Annotated in this window: 14 protein-coding genes and 1 pseudogene; 11 read left to right on the top strand and 4 right to left on the bottom strand. The window is 69.3% G+C overall.

All coding sequences use genetic code 11. The features are described 5' to 3' along the window. Positions 1-20 precede the first annotated feature (20 nt). The 5 genes and pseudogenes from PK606_RS02035 (at position 21) to PK606_RS02015 (ending at position 4,898) form a co-directional block, all read left to right on the top strand. A pseudogene (locus PK606_RS02035) lies at positions 21-1,013 on the top strand (Bug family tripartite tricarboxylate transporter substrate binding protein). Next, positions 1,010-1,741, top strand: coding sequence for an arylmalonate decarboxylase (locus PK606_RS02030; protein ID WP_324560047.1), 732 nt, complete (start codon positions 1,010-1,012; stop codon positions 1,739-1,741). The pseudogene PK606_RS02035 and the gene PK606_RS02030 overlap by 4 nt, the downstream one beginning before the upstream one ends. A 123-nt stretch (positions 1,742-1,864) precedes the next feature. Further along, complete coding sequence (locus PK606_RS02025; protein WP_324560045.1) at positions 1,865-2,689, top strand: metallophosphoesterase; 825 nt, start codon at positions 1,865-1,867, stop codon at positions 2,687-2,689. A gap of 94 nt (positions 2,690-2,783) precedes the next feature. Continuing rightward, complete coding sequence (locus PK606_RS02020) at positions 2,784-4,316, top strand: class I adenylate-forming enzyme family protein (protein ID WP_324560043.1); 1,533 nt, start codon at positions 2,784-2,786, stop codon at positions 4,314-4,316. A 42-nt stretch (positions 4,317-4,358) separates the two neighbouring features. Continuing rightward, a complete protein-coding gene (locus tag PK606_RS02015) occupies positions 4,359-4,898 on the top strand; it encodes a PaaI family thioesterase (protein ID WP_324560042.1) in 540 nt (179 codons plus the stop codon). Positions 4,899-4,988: 90 nt separating this feature from the next. On the opposite strand, the gene PK606_RS02010 is transcribed toward PK606_RS02015, so the two are convergent. From PK606_RS02010 to PK606_RS02000, 3 genes are read right to left on the bottom strand one after another with little or no spacing between them, the layout of a single operon-like run. Continuing rightward, complete coding sequence (locus tag PK606_RS02010; RefSeq protein WP_324560040.1) at positions 4,989-6,020, bottom strand: TRAP transporter substrate-binding protein; 1,032 nt, start codon at positions 6,018-6,020, stop codon at positions 4,989-4,991. Between the two features lie 27 nt (positions 6,021-6,047). Then, on the bottom strand, positions 6,048-7,370 hold the full coding sequence (locus PK606_RS02005) for a TRAP transporter large permease (protein ID WP_324560038.1): 1,323 nt from the start codon (positions 7,368-7,370) through the stop codon (positions 6,048-6,050). Further along, entirely contained in the window at positions 7,367-7,894 is a 528-nt protein-coding gene (locus tag PK606_RS02000) for a TRAP transporter small permease (RefSeq protein WP_324560036.1), read from the bottom strand. Before PK606_RS02000 ends, PK606_RS02005 begins: the two co-directional genes overlap by 4 nt. A gap of 308 nt (positions 7,895-8,202) precedes the next feature. On the opposite strand from PK606_RS02000, the gene gloA reads away from it, so the two are divergent. Beyond that, a complete protein-coding gene (gloA, locus tag PK606_RS01995) occupies positions 8,203-8,616 on the top strand; it encodes a lactoylglutathione lyase (RefSeq protein ID WP_324560034.1) in 414 nt (137 codons plus the stop codon). Between the two features lie 85 nt (positions 8,617-8,701). After that, the gene (locus PK606_RS01990; RefSeq protein ID WP_324560032.1) at positions 8,702-10,219 is read left to right on the top strand and encodes a CYTH and CHAD domain-containing protein; all 1,518 of its coding nucleotides are present in this window, start codon (positions 8,702-8,704) and stop codon (positions 10,217-10,219) included. 101 nt (positions 10,220-10,320) lie between these two features. On the opposite strand, the gene PK606_RS01985 is transcribed toward PK606_RS01990, so the two are convergent. Continuing rightward, the gene (locus tag PK606_RS01985; RefSeq protein ID WP_324560030.1) at positions 10,321-10,923 is read right to left on the bottom strand and encodes an OmpA family protein; all 603 of its coding nucleotides are present in this window, start codon (positions 10,921-10,923) and stop codon (positions 10,321-10,323) included. 42 nt (positions 10,924-10,965) lie between these two features. Here PK606_RS01985 and PK606_RS01980 point away from each other — a divergent pair, with 42 nt between their 5' ends. From PK606_RS01980 to ribBA, 4 genes are all read left to right on the top strand, one after another. Continuing rightward, complete coding sequence (locus PK606_RS01980; protein WP_324560028.1) at positions 10,966-11,613, top strand: gamma-glutamylcyclotransferase; 648 nt, start codon at positions 10,966-10,968, stop codon at positions 11,611-11,613. Between the two features lie 16 nt (positions 11,614-11,629). Next, entirely contained in the window at positions 11,630-12,268 is a 639-nt protein-coding gene (gene pdxH, locus PK606_RS01975; protein WP_324560026.1) for a pyridoxamine 5'-phosphate oxidase, read from the top strand. Positions 12,269-12,310: 42 nt separating this feature from the next. Further along, a complete protein-coding gene (locus PK606_RS01970) occupies positions 12,311-13,621 on the top strand; it encodes a cation:proton antiporter (protein WP_324560024.1) in 1,311 nt (436 codons plus the stop codon). A 176-nt stretch (positions 13,622-13,797) separates the two neighbouring features. After that, positions 13,798-14,937, top strand: coding sequence for a bifunctional 3,4-dihydroxy-2-butanone-4-phosphate synthase/GTP cyclohydrolase II (ribBA, locus tag PK606_RS01965; RefSeq protein WP_324560022.1), 1,140 nt, complete (start codon positions 13,798-13,800; stop codon positions 14,935-14,937). The last annotated feature ends 5 nt before the right edge of the window (positions 14,938-14,942 follow it).

Genomic DNA, 14,942 nt, shown 5'->3' with positions numbered 1-14,942 from the left:
ACCTACCGACAGGAGACACCATGGACCACCGGAACAGGGCTTTCGCCGCACGACGGCGCACGCTGCTCATCGCCACCGCCGCTGCTGCCGCCATGGTGGCTCCCTTCGTCCAGGCGCAGGACTATCCCGTGCGGCCAGTGCGCCTGTTCGTGGGCTATTCGGCCGGCGGCGGCATGGATACGGTCGCACGGCTGATCGCACCCAAGCTCGGTGACCTACTTGGCCAGCAGGTGGTGGTGGAAAACCGCGCCGGCGCCGCGGGCCTGATCGCGGCCGACGCCGTTGCCAAGGCCGCGCCCGACGGCTATGCGCTGCTGCTGGGCGAAAGCGGCGTGCTGATCGCGGAGCACATGCAGGCACGTATGCCGTTCGAGCCGCTGAAGGCGTTCACGCCGATCGCCGGCCTGTTCAACCTGCCGCTGATGATCGTCGCGCGGCCCGACTTCCCCGCCTCCGATCCGAAGAGCTTCGTGCAGGAACTGAAGGCCCATCCCGGCCGCTATGCCTACGCCACCCCGGGGGTCGGCACGGTGCACCACCTCGGCTTCGAGATGCTCAAGGGCCAGACCAGCACCTACGTGCTGCACATCCCCTATCGCGGGGCATCGCAGATCGTTCCGGACATCATCGGCGGGCAGGTGCCGCTGGGGGTGGTCAGCGCGGCGGGTTGACTGGCGCAGATCAAGTCGGGCAAGCTCAAGGGCCTGGCGATGATGAGTGATGACAAGCTTGCCGGCGCGGAAGCCGTGGCGCCGCTGTCGCAGGCGATTGCCGGCTTCAGCGCCGCGCCGCGGCTGTATCTGGCCGCCCCGGCGGGCACGCCGCCGGCAGTGATCGGCAAGCTGGAGCAGGCCGTCAGGACCGTTCTGGCCAGCGCTGAAATGAAGCAGTCGGCGAGCATGCAGGGCGCGGTACCGGCCTTCATGCCGGCGCAGGCGCTGGCCGCCGACCTCGTGCGCGAATCGGCGGCGTGGGGCAAGCTGATCAGCGCGCAGAAGATCTCCGCCCAGTGAGCGCAGCCGCGCCACCACCATTGCTGGGCCTGATCGTTCCGCCCGCGCACGGGCAGGTGCCGGACGATGGGCCGCAGTTGTACGCCGGTCGCGCGCGCTTCAGCGCCCGTGGACTCGGGATTGCCGCGATCTCACACCACGGCTTTGCACCGGTGATGCGGAGCATCGTCGATCACGCCCTCGCCCTGCGCGACGCCGGTGCGCAGGCGATTTCGCTCATGGGCACCTCGATCAGCTTCCAGCACGGGGCCGTCTTCGCCAATGAGCTGCGTGACCAGCTACGCGACGCAACCGGCCTGCCCTGCACCACCATGGCCCATGCGATCGTTCATGCCATGCAGACCCTTGGGGTGCAGCGAATTGCCGTCGCCAGCTCGTACAACGACGAGTTGAACCAGTGCCTGCGTGATTTTCTCGATGCGCAGGGTCTCGTGGTCACCGCCCTGCGTGGCCTCGACATGACCAGCGTGGATGCGGTCGCGCAGGTCAGCCCGCAGGAACTGATGGAGCTGGGCAGGTCGGCCTACGCACAAGGCGAACCCGCAGACGCCCTGCTGATTTCATGTGGCGGCCTGCGCACGTTGACCGTGGTTCCCCGGATAGAGGCGCAGCTGGGATGCCCGGTGATCGCCAGCTCACCTGCCGGTTTCTGGGACTTGATGTGCACTGCCGGGCTGGATCCGACCGTGACGGGACACGGCCGGTTGTTCGAACGACCCTGTCGCTGATGCGGGCGGGCCGTCGTCATCGCGCCGGAGTGCGATTTATTTGCCGGTTTGCTGAGATACTTTTCGACCGCTGCCTCCCAACCGGTACATCGGGCACCCGGCTCCGGTGTACAAAGCGGGGCCATGCTCATCGCCCACCTCACCGATCCGCATATCGGCCTCAACCCCGCTGAGCTGGGCGGACGTGCCGATCCCGTGGAAGGCTTGCGCCGGGCGTTGGTGCATGTGCGCACCCTGGATCCGGCGCCGGACGTGCTGCTGCTGAGCGGCGACCTGACCGAATGTGGGCGCGAGCAGGATTACGCGACGATCGGCCAGCTGCTGTCGCAGGAACTGCCGCATGCGGCCACGGGCGGCCCGCGCGTGCTGGCCGTGCCAGGCAACCACGACCAGCCACTTGTTGCGCGCCGCCTGCTGAGCGAGTTGATGCCGCAGGCCGCCGACGCGCCGCCGGACCAGGTCTGCATGCACGTCGAGCATGGCGGCCTGCACTTCATCGGCCTCAACACGGTATCGCCCGGACACGCCCACGGGGTGCTCGGCGCCGCTCAGCTCGACTGGCTGCGAGGCCGGTTGCAGCAGTGCTCCGGCGCGCCGGTGGTGATCTTCATGCACCACCCGCCGCTGGTCACCGGCATCAGCGCCATGGACCAGTGCGGGCTGCTGCAGGGGCGCGCCGAACTGGCCACGCTGGTGGCCGGGCACGGCGGCGTGCAGATGATCCTGGCCGGGCACATGCACCGCCCGATCGTGGGCGCGCTGGGTGGTGCGCCGGTGGTGGTGGCGCCGTCCACCTCGCACCAGATCGATCTGGACCTGCGACCCGGCGCAGCCCTGGCCTGCCGGTTCGAGCCGCTGATGATCGGCCTGTACCGCTGGACGGCGGCCGACGGCGTGGCGTGCCACTTCAGCCACGTGCTGCCGTTCGAAGGGCCGTTGCCGATCTAGGGTGCCGAGCCTTGTTCGAGGGCCGCCAGCCGTCGCCGCCGTCAGCGCCGCGCACGGCTTGCTCCAGAATGCGCGACATGAGAGAGCGAGCACCATGAGTCTGGCGCACCTTTTGCGGCGCCAGGCCTGCCAGCACCCCGAGGCGCCGGCCATTTTCGATGGCAGCGTTCAGCACGCCAGCTACGGTGAGTGGGCAGCCCGCAGCGCCGGCCTCGCGCAGCGCCTGCGCACGGCTGGCCTGGCGCCGGGCGATCGCGTACTGCTGTTCGGCCGCAACCACCCACGCTACCTGGAAGTGCTGTGGGGCCTGTGGTGGGCCGGCCTGGTCGCGGTACCGGTCAACGCCAAGCTGCACCCGCGCGAAGTCGAATGGATCATCGACAACTGCGGCGCCCGCTGGGCCTTCGTCACCGGCGACGTCGCGCCCTCACCGCTGGCCGGGCTGCGGTGCCAGATCGACCTGGAGTCCGATCAGGCCGCCGAACTGCTGGCGCCGGCGCCCAACGCCGACGCCGCGCCGATCACCGAGCGGTCGCTGGACGACACGGCATGGCTGTTCTATACCAGCGGCACCACCGGCCGCCCCAAGGGCGTGATGCTGACGCAGCGCAACCTGATGACCATGGGCATGGGCTACCACGTCGACGTCGATCCGGTAGCACCCGACGACACCATCGTCTATGCGGCGCCAATCTCGCACGGCGCCGGCCTCTATGCCATCCCGCACCTGATGGCCGGCGCGCGCCACCTGGTGCCGGCATCGGGCAGCGTCGATCCGGTCGAGCTATTCGCGCTCGGGCGCGAGGTCGGCCCGCTGTCGCTGTTCGCCGCGCCGACCATCGTCGGTCGGCTGGTGGACGAAGCCGAGCGACAGGGCCTGTCGCCCGATGACTGCGCGCGCTGCTTCAAGACCATCGTCTACGGCGGCGCGCCGATGTACCTGGCCGACATCCAGCGCGCGCTGCGCGTGATGGGACCGCGCTTCGTGCAGATCTACGGCCAGGGCGAGACGCCGATGGTCGGCACCGTGCTGTCGCGCGCCGATCTGGCCGACACCGCGCACCCGCGCCATCTCGAGCGTATCGCCTCGGTCGGCGTGGCGCAGACCTCGGTGCGGGTGCGCGTGACCGATCCGCAGGGCCGCGATCTGCCGCTCGGCCAGGTCGGCGAAGTCGTCGTCCAGGGCGACAGCGTGATGGCCGGCTACTGGGCCAACCCCGAGGCGACGGCGCCCGCCATCCGGGACGGCTGGCTGTTCACCGGCGACATGGGCGCGCTGGATGCCGATGGCTACCTGACGCTGAAGGACCGCAGCAAGGACCTGATCATCAGCGGCGGCAGCAACATCTATCCGCGCGAGGTGGAGGAAGCGCTGCTCACCGCGCCTGGCGTGGCCGAGGCCGCCGTGGTCGGTGAGCCGGACGCCGAATGGGGCGAAAACGTGGTCGCCTTCGTCGTCGCACAACCGGGCGGCACGCTGAGCAAAGCTGCGCTGGACGCCCATTGCCTGAGCCAGATCGCCCGCTTCAAGCGCCCCAAGCGCTACATCTTCGTGAGCGAGCTGCCGAAGAACAACTACGGCAAGGTGCTGAAGACCGAGTTGCGTTCGCGACTTGCTTCAGCCTGATCGCGGTGCATCATCACGCGGTCCGAACAACGGAAAACAGGCATGACGCACAACCACCTCGACCAATGGCTCGCCGAAGAGAAGGCCGTGATGGAGCGCCTAGCAGCCGGCCCCGGGCCAGGTGTCGCGCGCATGGACCAGATCGCCGGCATGAGCGGGCTGGAGCTGATGCAGGGGGTGCTCGACGGCACGCTGCCCTACGCCAGCATCGCCAGGACGCTCGACTTCCTGATGGTCGCAGTCGGCAAGGGCTACGCCACGTTCCAGGGCACGCCGGGGCCGCAGTTGCTGAACCCGATGGGCACGGTGCATGGTGGCTGGTTCGCCACGCTGCTCGACTCGGCCTTGGGCTGCGCGATACACACCCTGATGCCGGCCGGCCGCGCGTACACCACGGCCGAGCTGGGCGTGAACCTGGTCCGGGCCATCACGCCCAAGGTGCCGCGGGTGCGCGCCGAAGGCAAGGTGATCCATTGCGGCCGCCAGCTCGCCACCGCCGAGGCGCGGCTGGTCGGCCCGGACGGCACGCTGTACGCACACGCCACCACCACCTGCCTGGTGTTCGACCTGCCGACCGCCTGAAACAGGCCTGGACAGGAAAAAGGGCCGCATCGGCGGCCCTTTCGTGCTGGGGCACGCGTCCGGCACGCGGCGCATGCCTGGCAGCGACGCCTACTTGGGTTCGTACTTCTTCAGCAGCGCCTTGGCTTCCTCGATCAGCTTCTTGCCGTCGCCGCCCTTGGCGGCGACGTCCTTCAGCCAGATCTCGTCGACGCCGGCGGTGGCCTTCTCCCAGCGCGCCAGCTCTTCCTTGCTGATGACGCTGATGGTGTTGCCCCGGTCGCGCGCCATCTTGGAGTAGGGCTCGACGATGTTGTCGAAGCCCTCCTCGCCGGCCCAGGCCGAGGCCGCCAGGCCGGAGTTGTCGTCGATCACCTTCTTCAGTTTCGGCGGCAGGCTGTCGTACTTGGCCTGGTTCATGCCGAAGATGAAGATGGTGTTGGCAAAGCGCGGCGAGCCCACCGGTGCGTCCAGGTGGTACTTGACGATTTCGTGCAGCTTGGTGGCGGGAATCGCTTCCCAGGGCACCAGCACGCCATCGACCACGCCCTTGGACAGCGCGTCCGGCACCTGCGGCAGCGGCATCTGCACCGGCGTGCCACCCATCGCCGCCATCATGCGGGCGCTGATGCGGGTCGCGGTGCGGATCTTCTTGCCCTTGAGCTCTTCCAGCTTGTGGATCGGCATGTTGGAGTGCAGCACATAGCCTTCGGTGGTGTGCATGAACAGCGGCTTGATGCCCTTGAACTCGTCCAGCGCATGCTTCTGCGTGTACTCCCACAGTGCCTGCGAGCCCTGCTTGGCGTTGACGGCCATGAAGGGCAGCTCAAACACCTCGGTCTTGGTGTAGCGGCCGGCCGAATAGGTCGGCACCGACCACACGATGTCGGCGACGCCGTCGCGCACCTGGTCGAGCAGCTGCGGCGGCGTGCCGCCCAACTGCATCGCCGGGTAGATCTGGCACTTCAGCTCGCCAGCCGATTCTTTCTCGATCTTGGCGCACCAGGGCGCGATGATCTTCTGCTGCGAGCTCGAGCCCGATGGCAGGAAGTGATGCACTTTCAGCACGGTCTGTGCCGACACCGCGCCGGCGGCGAATGCCAGCGCGCCCGCGATGGCCAGTTTGGTCAGGGCTGAACTCATGTCGGTAGGTCTCCTCAAGAGGCTAGGTCAAGACAGCACACGCACCAGCCAGAGCGTGATGCCGGGGAACAGGATCAACAGGGCCAGGCGCATGAAGTCCCAGGCCAGGAACAGCGTCACGCCCTTGTAGGTCTCGATCATGGGCACGTCCTTGGCCAGGCCGTTCATGATGTAGACGTTCAGGCCCACGGGCGGGAAGATCATGCCGATGGCGCACACCGTCAGGATCAGCACGCCGAACCACAGCGCCTTGTCGGACGGATTGAGGCCGTAGAAGTCCAGCCCCATGATGACCGGGAACAGCACCGGCACGGTGAGCAGGATCATCGACATCTCGTCCATCACGGCGCCGAGGATGATGTAGAAGACCATGATCGCGGCCATCACCACCACCGGGGCGATGTCGGCATTGGCGATCACCTCGGCCAGCTGGTTGGGCAACTGCGACAGCGCCAGCGCGGCGTTGATCATGTCGGCGCCGATGAAGATCATGAAGATCATGCCGCTGGTCACCGCCGCCGTGCGGATCGACGCGATGATCTTCGGCATGGTCATCTGCCGCTTGAGCAGCGCGATGATGAAGGTCAGCGTGGAGCCGATGGCCGCCCCCTCGGTCGGCGTGAAGATGCCGCCGTAGATGCCGCCGAACACGGCCGCGAAGATCAGCGCGATCGGCCACACGGCGCCGGCGGCTTCCATCACCTCGCCGGCGCTGGCGGCCTGCGCCTCGGGTGCATGCTCGGGCTTCAGGCGCACGTAGATGGCGATCGCGGCGATGTAGCCGGCAGCCGCCAGGAACGCCGGCGCATAGGCGGCCAGGAAGGTCTTGGTGATGTTCTGCTCGGTCAGGATCGCGTACACCATCAGCGTCACCGAGGGCGGCAGCAGCACGCCCATGGTGCCGCCTGTGGCCAGCGCCGCCGTCGCCAGGCGGCCGGAGTAGTTGATGCGGCGCATCTCGGGATACGCCACCTGCGCGATGGTGGCGGTGGTCGCGACGGTGGAGCCGGAGATGGCGCCGAAAGCGGCGCAGGCTAGGATGCCCGCCATCGCCATGCCGCCCTTGAAGCGGCCCAGCAGCGCATTGGCGAAATCGAACAGCGCCTTCGACAGACCGCCGTTGACCGCGAACGCGCCCATCAGCATGAACAGCGGGATCACCGACAGGTCGTAGACCGACACGCGCCCGTACACCGCGCCGCGCAGGTGGGCCATCAGCGGATCCCAGCCCGAGAGAAACACGTAGCCGACCGCGCCGGGCACGAACATCGCGATCGCGATCGGCACGCGGATCGCCATCAGCACCAGCATGAAGGCGAACAGCGAGATGCCGATCATCATGGTGCTCATGACGCCACCTCCGCCTTGGCGTCGACACCGCTCCAGTGGCGAAACGCCTGGTACAGCCCGACCAGCGTGCACAGGATGAATCCCGGCACCATCAGCGCATAGGGAATCCACAAGGGCAGGTTCATCAGCATCGAGGCTTCCTGGTTCTCGTAGCTCATCACCGCGCCGGCGTAGACACGCCAGGCGATCAGGGCCGTGCAGCCCGCGTACAGGAAGGCGCCCAGGCCATCCATCCAGCGCTGCGTGGAGGCCGAGGCCCTGGTGGTGAAGAAGTCAACGATGATGTTGGCGCTGCGCAGCTGCGTGTAGGGCAGGAAGGTCGCCACGCACACCGCCAGGCCCAGTTGCACCAGTTCGATGTCGCCCAGGATCGGGCTGGCGAAGAAGGTGCGGCCGATCACGCTGAACACCGTCATCCCGGCCATGGCAATCAGCACCAGGCCGCCGATCACGGCGAAGATGTCGCACAGCAGGTGCAGCACCCGTCCAACCACGCCCTTGCGCATCTGCAGATCGCTGGTCATGGCTGCGGCACTCCGTGCCACGGGCACTGCCCGTGCGCCCGCGTGCAAACCCTTCCACCGGCCGCTTCGTCCGGCGCCATTCGCCTCGATCTCATGGGGTAGCTTGTCTCCGAGAAAAGGAAAACCGGTGGGCTTGTCAAGTCTAGCCAGCCGGCCGCGCTGCATTCTGAGGATGATCCCTGTGCGCGGCGCATTGTATCATTTAACTTATTAAATAAATCAAGAGCCTCTGCCCTGCCGATGCGCCGATGTCCGGCCGACGCGACACGGGGCGCACGCCCCGGTGCAAGCAGGGCACAATCGAACGCATGAGAATCCTGCACACCATGTTGCGCGTGGGCGATCTCCAGCGCTCGATCGACTTCTACACCCGGGTGCTGGGCATGCAGCTGCTGCGCAGCTCGGAACACCCCGAATACACCTACACGCGGGTTTACCTCGGCTACGAAGGCGGCAACCCGGGGCAGGCCGAGATCGAACTGACCTACAACTGGGGCACGACCGAGTACGAACTCGGCACGGCCTATGGCCACATCGCCATCGGCGTGCCCGATGTCCATGCGGCCTGCGAGCAGATCAGGTCGGCGGGCGGCCAGGTCACGCGCGAACCCGGTCCGGTCAAGGGCGGCACCACGGTGATCGCCTTCATCACGGATCCGGACGGCTACAAGATCGAACTGATCCAGCGTGCCTGGAACGCCGCCGGCCAGAAGCTGGACTGACACGCTGGTGTCACATTCGCTACATACCGGGCTGGTCTAATCAGGGCCACGCCGCAGGCGGCGTCTGCATGGGCAACCCCACGAGATGATCACACCGACCCCGACCAGCGCGGAAATCGAACTCAAGCTGCTGCTGCCCGGCGCCGACGCCCGGCAGATCGGCACGCAGCTGGCCACCATCCCCGGCCTGGCCGAACTGGTGCCGACCGAACAGCGCCTGCGCAACATCTACTACGACACACCCGACCAGCAGCTGCGGCGGGCCAAGGCGGCGCTGCGCCTGCGCAGCCTGCGCCAGGGTGGCGGCCGCACGCGCTGGATCCAGACCCTGAAAACCGCCGGCGCCGCGGCCGGCGGACTGAGCCAGCGCGGCGAATGGGAGTCGACGGTGCGCAGCGGCCGGCTCGACCCGGTGCTGCTGCAGGGCACGCCGTGGCCGACGCTGGATGCCGACGGCCAGCTGTTCGCGCAGCTCGCGCCCTGCTTCGAGACCGACGCGCTGCGCACCCTGCGCCTGTACACGGCCGACGACGGCAGCCGCATCGAGGTGGTCCTGGACATTGGCCAGGTGCGTGCCGGCGAGGCCCGCAGCGAGCTGTGCGAACTCGAGCTGGAACTGCTCAAGGGTCGCCCCGACGCCCTGTTCGAGCTGGCCGAGCACATCGGCACCCATCTGGCGCTGCTGCCGGCACCGCTCAGCAAGGCCGAGCAGGGCTGGCGCCTGGTCGACGGCACCACGCACGCGCCGCGCCGCGCGCGCAAGCTGGACCTCGAGGCCGACACCCCGGTGCTGCAGGCCGCGCAAACCGTGCTGGGCGAGATGCTCGGCCAGTTCGTCGAGAACCTGGGCCGCATCCTCGAGTCCGACGGCTCCGAGCTGGTGCACCAGGCGCGCGTCGGCTGGCGCCGCTGGCGCAGCGCGCTGTGGCTGGCCAAGCCGCTGCTGGCAAACCATCCGGTGCCCGACATCAGCGCGCTGCGCCCGCTGCTGAATGCGCTCGGCGCCATGCGCGACCTCGACGTAGCGGCGCTGGAGAGCCTGCCCCAATGGGCCGACGCCTACATCGCCGGCAACCCCGAGCGCGCGGTGCAGTGGCAGGCCATGGAAGCCGCCGTGACGGCCGAGCGCAGCCTGCGCCGCGCCGCCCTGCTCTCGACCCTGCAGGCGCCGGCCACCGGCCGCACGCTGCTGCAGCTCGAGCGCTGGCTGCAGGCGCTGCCGCAGGGCGCCTGGACTCCGGAGCTGGCCGAGCAGACGATCGAGCACTGGGCCGTGGCACGCACCAAGCGCCTGCACAGCCGGCTGGCCGGCGAGGTGAAGGAGATGGAGGAAGCCGACCTGCAATCGGCCGAAGGCATCGAGCACCAGCACAAAGTGCGCCTGCTGGCCAAGCGCACGCGCTACGTGCTTGAGGCCCTGCGCACCGTGCTGCCGCGCGAGCGCACGCGCCGCTGGCAGGAGCAGGCGACCGAGCTGCAGACCAGCATCGGCGCCGCGCGCGACCTGATGCTGCTGGCCACGCTGCTGGAGCCGCTGGGCGTGACGCCGGAGATCCTCGGTTTCCTGCGCGGCGTGGCGGCGGGACGGACCGCCGACGCCTGAACTCGCTGGCGGGCGATCGCGCCCGGCATCGAGCAGAAAAAAGCCCGGTCACGACCGGGCTTTCTCGTGGCTTTGGCCTGGCGCCGCGGCCGGGCCGCCACCTACTCCAGCCGCACCTCGACGCGACGCGCCTCGGCGTTGCTGCCGTCGGCGGTGGTCACCTCGGGCTTGCGCAGATCCAGCTTGTCCTCGCCGATGCCGAGCGAGACCAGCGCATCGCGCACGGCGAAGGCGCGCAGCTTGGCCAGTTCCTCGTTCTTGGCCGGATCGCCGGTGGTGTCGTGGTAGCCGCTGATGACCGCCTTCTGGCCGGCGGCCACGCCCTTGACCACGTCGGCCAGTGCCTCCTTGGCACCTGCCGCCAGCTCGGTGCTGCCGCTGGCGAAATAGAACTTGACCACGCCATCGTCGATGCGCACGCTGGCGCCATCGGCGGTGGCCGTCGGCGCGCTGCCGGCAGCGGCTGCAGTCGCGGCATCCGTGCCGGCAGCAGCCGATGCATCGGTGGCGGGCTGCACCGCTGCTGCGGGCGCATCGCCGCCGCCGCCGGAGGTCACGCCGGTCGACGCCACGGCTGCCGATCCCGCCGCGCCCTGGCCGGTACGGTACAGGCCAATGCCAACCGCCAGGCTGATCGCCAGCAGGACTACCCCGACCAGCACGGTCCAGACCACGCCCTGGCCATCATCATTCTGTGTACTCATGTGTGCTCCGAATAAAACCTGCTGATTGTATAAAGTCTCGCCATGCGCCACCCTGACAGCAAGGTCTACGCCGCCTATGAACACCTGCGCCCGCCCGGCCGCGATCCGCTGCAGATGCTGGCGCGGGCACGCGCCGACTGGCAGCGGCGCGCCGGGCCGCGCGCCGACCTGTGGGTGTTCGGCTATGCGTCGCTGATCTGGCGGCCCGACTTCGACTACAGCGAACGCCACGCCACCCGCGTGCATGGCTGGCACCGCGCGCTGGCGATGTGGAGCCGGGTCAACCGCGGCACGCCCGAACAGCCGGGCCTGGTGTTCGCCCTGCTGCTCGGCGGCAGCTGCCAGGGCATGGCCTACCGCGTGCCCAGCCGCGACGCCGAGGCGGTGTTCGACACCCTGTGGGCGCGCGAGATGCCCAGCGGCGTCTACGACGCCCGCTGGCTCCCCTGCGCCACGCCGCACGGCCCGATCGAGGCGCTGGCCTTCACCCTGTCGCGGCGCAGCCCGTCCTTCACCGGCGCGCTGGCGCCCGAGCAATACCGCCACATCTTCCGGCACGCGAGCGGGCGCTACGGCAGCACGCTCGACTACGCGCGCCAGACGCACGACAGCCTGCGCGCCCACGGCGTCAGCGACCGCCGCCTCGCCGCGCTGCTGGCACTGGCCGACGAGCAGGAACCCGCGGCGTGATTCCTATACTGCCGGCATGAGCCAAGACATCGCCCACCTGCGCAAGAGCTACGAGCGCGCCGAATTGTCCGAGGATGCCTCGCACGCCGACCCGATGGCGCAGTTCGCCCAATGGTTCGACGAGGCGCGCAAGAGCGAGATCCCCGAGCCCAACGCGATGACGCTGGCCACCGTCGGCAGCGACCTGCGCCCGAGCTCGCGCGTGGTGCTGATCAAGGAGTTCGACGAGCGCGGCCTGGTCTGGTACACCAACTACCAAAGCCGCAAGGGCCAGCAGCTGGCCGGCAATCCGTACGCGGCGCTGCAGTTCCACTGGGTCGAGCTGGAGCGCGTGGTGCGCATCGAGGGCCTGGTCGAGAAGATCAGCGAGGCCGACAGCGACGCCTACTACGCGAGTCGCCCACTCGACCACCGCCTGGGCGCCTGGGCCAGCCCGCAAAGCCAGGTCATCCCGGGGCGCGCCTGGCTGGTCGCCGAGGCCGCCAAGGTCGGCGCGCGCTTCCTGCTGGCTCCGCCCCGGCCGCCGCACTGGGGCGGCTACCGCCTGAAGCCCGATCGCTGGGAGTTCTGGCAGGGCCGCAAGAGCCGGCTGCACGACCGCCTGTGCTACCGGCTGGAAGATGGCGCCTGGTTGCGTGAGCGCCTGTCGCCATGAACCGGATGTGAGCGCCGCGCCGCCATCCCGCTGGAGCGCCATGTGAGCGATTTCAGCTTCCTGCCGCACGACTGGACCACCCTCAACACCAGCACCCTGTTCGGCGTGCTGCTGGTGGCCGGCGTGCTGGGCGGCCTGCTGGCCAAGCGCGTGCGCTGGCTGCCGACCATCACCGGCTTCATGGCGGTTGGGCTGCTGATCGGCCCTTCGGGTCTGGGCCTGCTCGACGAGGCCATGCTGGCCGACGCCCGCGTGCTGGTGCAGGTGGCGCTGGGTCTGATCCTGTTCAAGCTCGGCACCTCGCTGCACCCCTGGATGGTGTTGCACACGCCGGCCCTGCTGATCGCCAGCCTGGTCGAAAGCGTCGGCACCTTCGCCGCCATCTGGGCACTGATGCACGCACTGGGCACGCACCCGCTGGCCGCCATCATCGCGGCCACGGTGGCGGTGTCGTCGTCGCCGGCGGTGCTGATCCACGTGGTGCACGAGCTGCGCGCCAAGGGCCCGGTGGTCGACATCAGCAAGGCGCTGGTGGCCATGAACAACGTGCTGGCCTTCATCTTCTTCTCGCTGGCGATGCCGTTCGCGCTGCGCGACGCCAACCTGCCGCTGGCCACCGCGATCGGGCTGCCGGTCTACCAGATGATCGGCGCCGCGCTGCTGGGCACCGCCATCGCCTGGCTGATCACCCGGGTCGGGCACTTCACCGCCACCGACGACGCCCACTACCGCTTCGCGCTGGTGGTCGGCGGCGTGATGCTGACGCTGGGCCTGTCCGAGCTGCTGCGCGTCTCGCCGCTGTTCGCCACGCTGTCGCTGGGCATCGCCAGCCGCGGCCTGCAGCGCCGCGCGCGCCTGGCGCACACGGAGTTCGGCGCCGGCGCCGACCTGTTCTTCATCGTGCTGTTCGTGGTCGCCGGCGCCAGCCTGCACCTGCACGAGGTGTTCCGGCTGGCGCCGCTGGCACTGGCCTACGTGGGCGTGCGGGTCGGCGTCAAGGTGATCGCGGTGCTGGTCTGCGGCAAGGCTTCCGGCTACGGCTGGCGCGAGTCGGCGGCGACCGGGCTGACGCTGATCCCGATGGCGGGCTTGGCCATCGGCCTGGTGCAGACCACGCAGGAACTGCTGCCGGCCATCGCCGGCGAACTGGGCGCCATCGTGCTCGCCGCCGTGGCGGTGTTCGAGACCATCGGCCCGCCGCTGGTGGCCTACGCGCTGCGGCTCGGCGGCACGGTGCCCGATGGCGGCGGCGCGCGCCAGACCGCGCCGGCCACGGGTGTGCGACCGGAGCTACCGGAGCCGCCGGAGCCATCGACCGCGCAGCGGACCGAGCCGCTGGCGCCCGCCGACTGAGCGCGCCCGGCGCCCCGGTGGCAGGGAAAAACGGCGCCACCAACGACCACGCGGCCGCGCGCCGGACCCAAAGCGGAGATAATCCATGCTTTGCCGACGCGGCACCCGCGCGGCGCCGTTCTTTGCAGGTGCGCCACCGGGGCGCACGCCGGCGCCGCCCCAACGCCGAGCACCGAATGAACGCTCCCCATCTGCCCACCCTGCCCGCTTCGAGCGCGATTTCGCCGGTCGAGGACATCGTCGCCGAGCTGCGCGCCGGCCGCATGGTCATCCTGGTCGACGAGGAAGACCGCGAGAACGAGGGCGACCTGGTCCTCGCCGCCGACCACGTCACGCCCGAGGCGATCAACTTCATGGCCCGCTTCGGTCGCGGCCTGATCTGCCTGACGCTGACGCGCGAACGCTGCGAGCGCCTGCACCTGCCGCCCATGGTGTCGAGCAACGGCACCAAGATGGGCACCGCCTTCACGGTCTCGATCGAGGCCGCCGAGGGCGTCACCACCGGCATCTCGGCGGCCGACCGCGCCCGCACCGTGCAGGCCGCCGTGGCGCCGGGCGCCAAGGCCACCGACCTGGTGCAGCCTGGCCACATCTTCCCGCTGCAGGCGGTCGACGGCGGCGTGCTGATGCGCGCCGGTCACACCGAAGCCGGCTGCGACCTGGCCGGCATGGCGGGCTGCTCGCCGACCGCGGTCATCTGCGAGATCATGAAGGACGACGGCACCATGGCGCGGCTGCCCGACCTGCAGCTGTTCGCGGCGCAGCACGGCCTGAAGATCGGCACCATCGCCGACCTGATCGAGCACCGCAGCGCGACCGAATCGCTGGTCGAGAAGGTTGCCACGCGCCCGCTGCGCACCGTGCACGGCGACTTCGTCGCCCACGCTTACCGCGACAAGCCCAGTGGCGCGCTGCACCTGGCGCTGACGCTGGGCCAGTGGGCGCCGCAGGACGTGGTCACCGTGCGCGTGCACGAACCGCTGTCGGTGCTGGACGTGCTGGAGACCGACCGCGGCATCCATTCCTGGAGCGTGGCCACCAGCCTGCAGCGCCTGCAGCAGGAAGGCCGCGGCGTGGCGGTGTTCCTCAACTGCGGCGAGAGCGCCGACCAGCTGCTGGCGCAGTTCCAGGGCACGACGCGGGCCACCCACGCGCCCGAGCGCGGCCGCATGGACCTGCGCAGCTATGGCGTCGGCGCCCAGATCCTGCGCGACTGCGGCGTGCAGCGCATGAACCTGATGGGCACGCCGCGACGCCTGCCCAGCATGACCGGTGGTTTCGGGCTCGAAGTGGTCGGCTACCTGCACCAGGATTGAGACGC

It is taken from the genome of Ottowia sp., assembly GCF_035444425.1.
In the GTDB taxonomy this organism is placed as follows: domain Bacteria; phylum Pseudomonadota; class Gammaproteobacteria; order Burkholderiales; family Burkholderiaceae_C; genus Ottowia.
The sequence above is the reverse complement of the archived record's forward strand: the minus strand, read 5'-3'. Positions and strand labels throughout refer to the sequence as shown.

Coding starts and splice junctions, on each gene's coding strand:
- PK606_RS02025 (WP_324560045.1), top strand. CDS start 1,865: ATGCTCATCGCCCACCTCACCGATCCGCATATCGGCCTCAACCCCGCT.
- PK606_RS02020 (WP_324560043.1), top strand. CDS start 2,784: ATGAGTCTGGCGCACCTTTTGCGGCGCCAGGCCTGCCAGCACCCCGAG.
- PK606_RS02015 (WP_324560042.1), top strand. CDS start 4,359: ATGACGCACAACCACCTCGACCAATGGCTCGCCGAAGAGAAGGCCGTG.
- PK606_RS02010 (WP_324560040.1), bottom strand. CDS start 6,020: ATGAGTTCAGCCCTGACCAAACTGGCCATCGCGGGCGCGCTGGCATTC.
- PK606_RS02005 (WP_324560038.1), bottom strand. CDS start 7,370: ATGAGCACCATGATGATCGGCATCTCGCTGTTCGCCTTCATGCTGGTG.
- PK606_RS02000 (WP_324560036.1), bottom strand. CDS start 7,894: ATGACCAGCGATCTGCAGATGCGCAAGGGCGTGGTTGGACGGGTGCTG.
- gloA (WP_324560034.1), top strand. CDS start 8,203: ATGAGAATCCTGCACACCATGTTGCGCGTGGGCGATCTCCAGCGCTCG.
- PK606_RS01990 (WP_324560032.1), top strand. CDS start 8,702: ATGATCACACCGACCCCGACCAGCGCGGAAATCGAACTCAAGCTGCTG.
- PK606_RS01985 (WP_324560030.1), bottom strand. CDS start 10,923: ATGAGTACACAGAATGATGATGGCCAGGGCGTGGTCTGGACCGTGCTG.
- PK606_RS01980 (WP_324560028.1), top strand. CDS start 10,966: ATGCGCCACCCTGACAGCAAGGTCTACGCCGCCTATGAACACCTGCGC.
- pdxH (WP_324560026.1), top strand. CDS start 11,630: ATGAGCCAAGACATCGCCCACCTGCGCAAGAGCTACGAGCGCGCCGAA.
- ribBA (WP_324560022.1), top strand. CDS start 13,798: ATGAACGCTCCCCATCTGCCCACCCTGCCCGCTTCGAGCGCGATTTCG.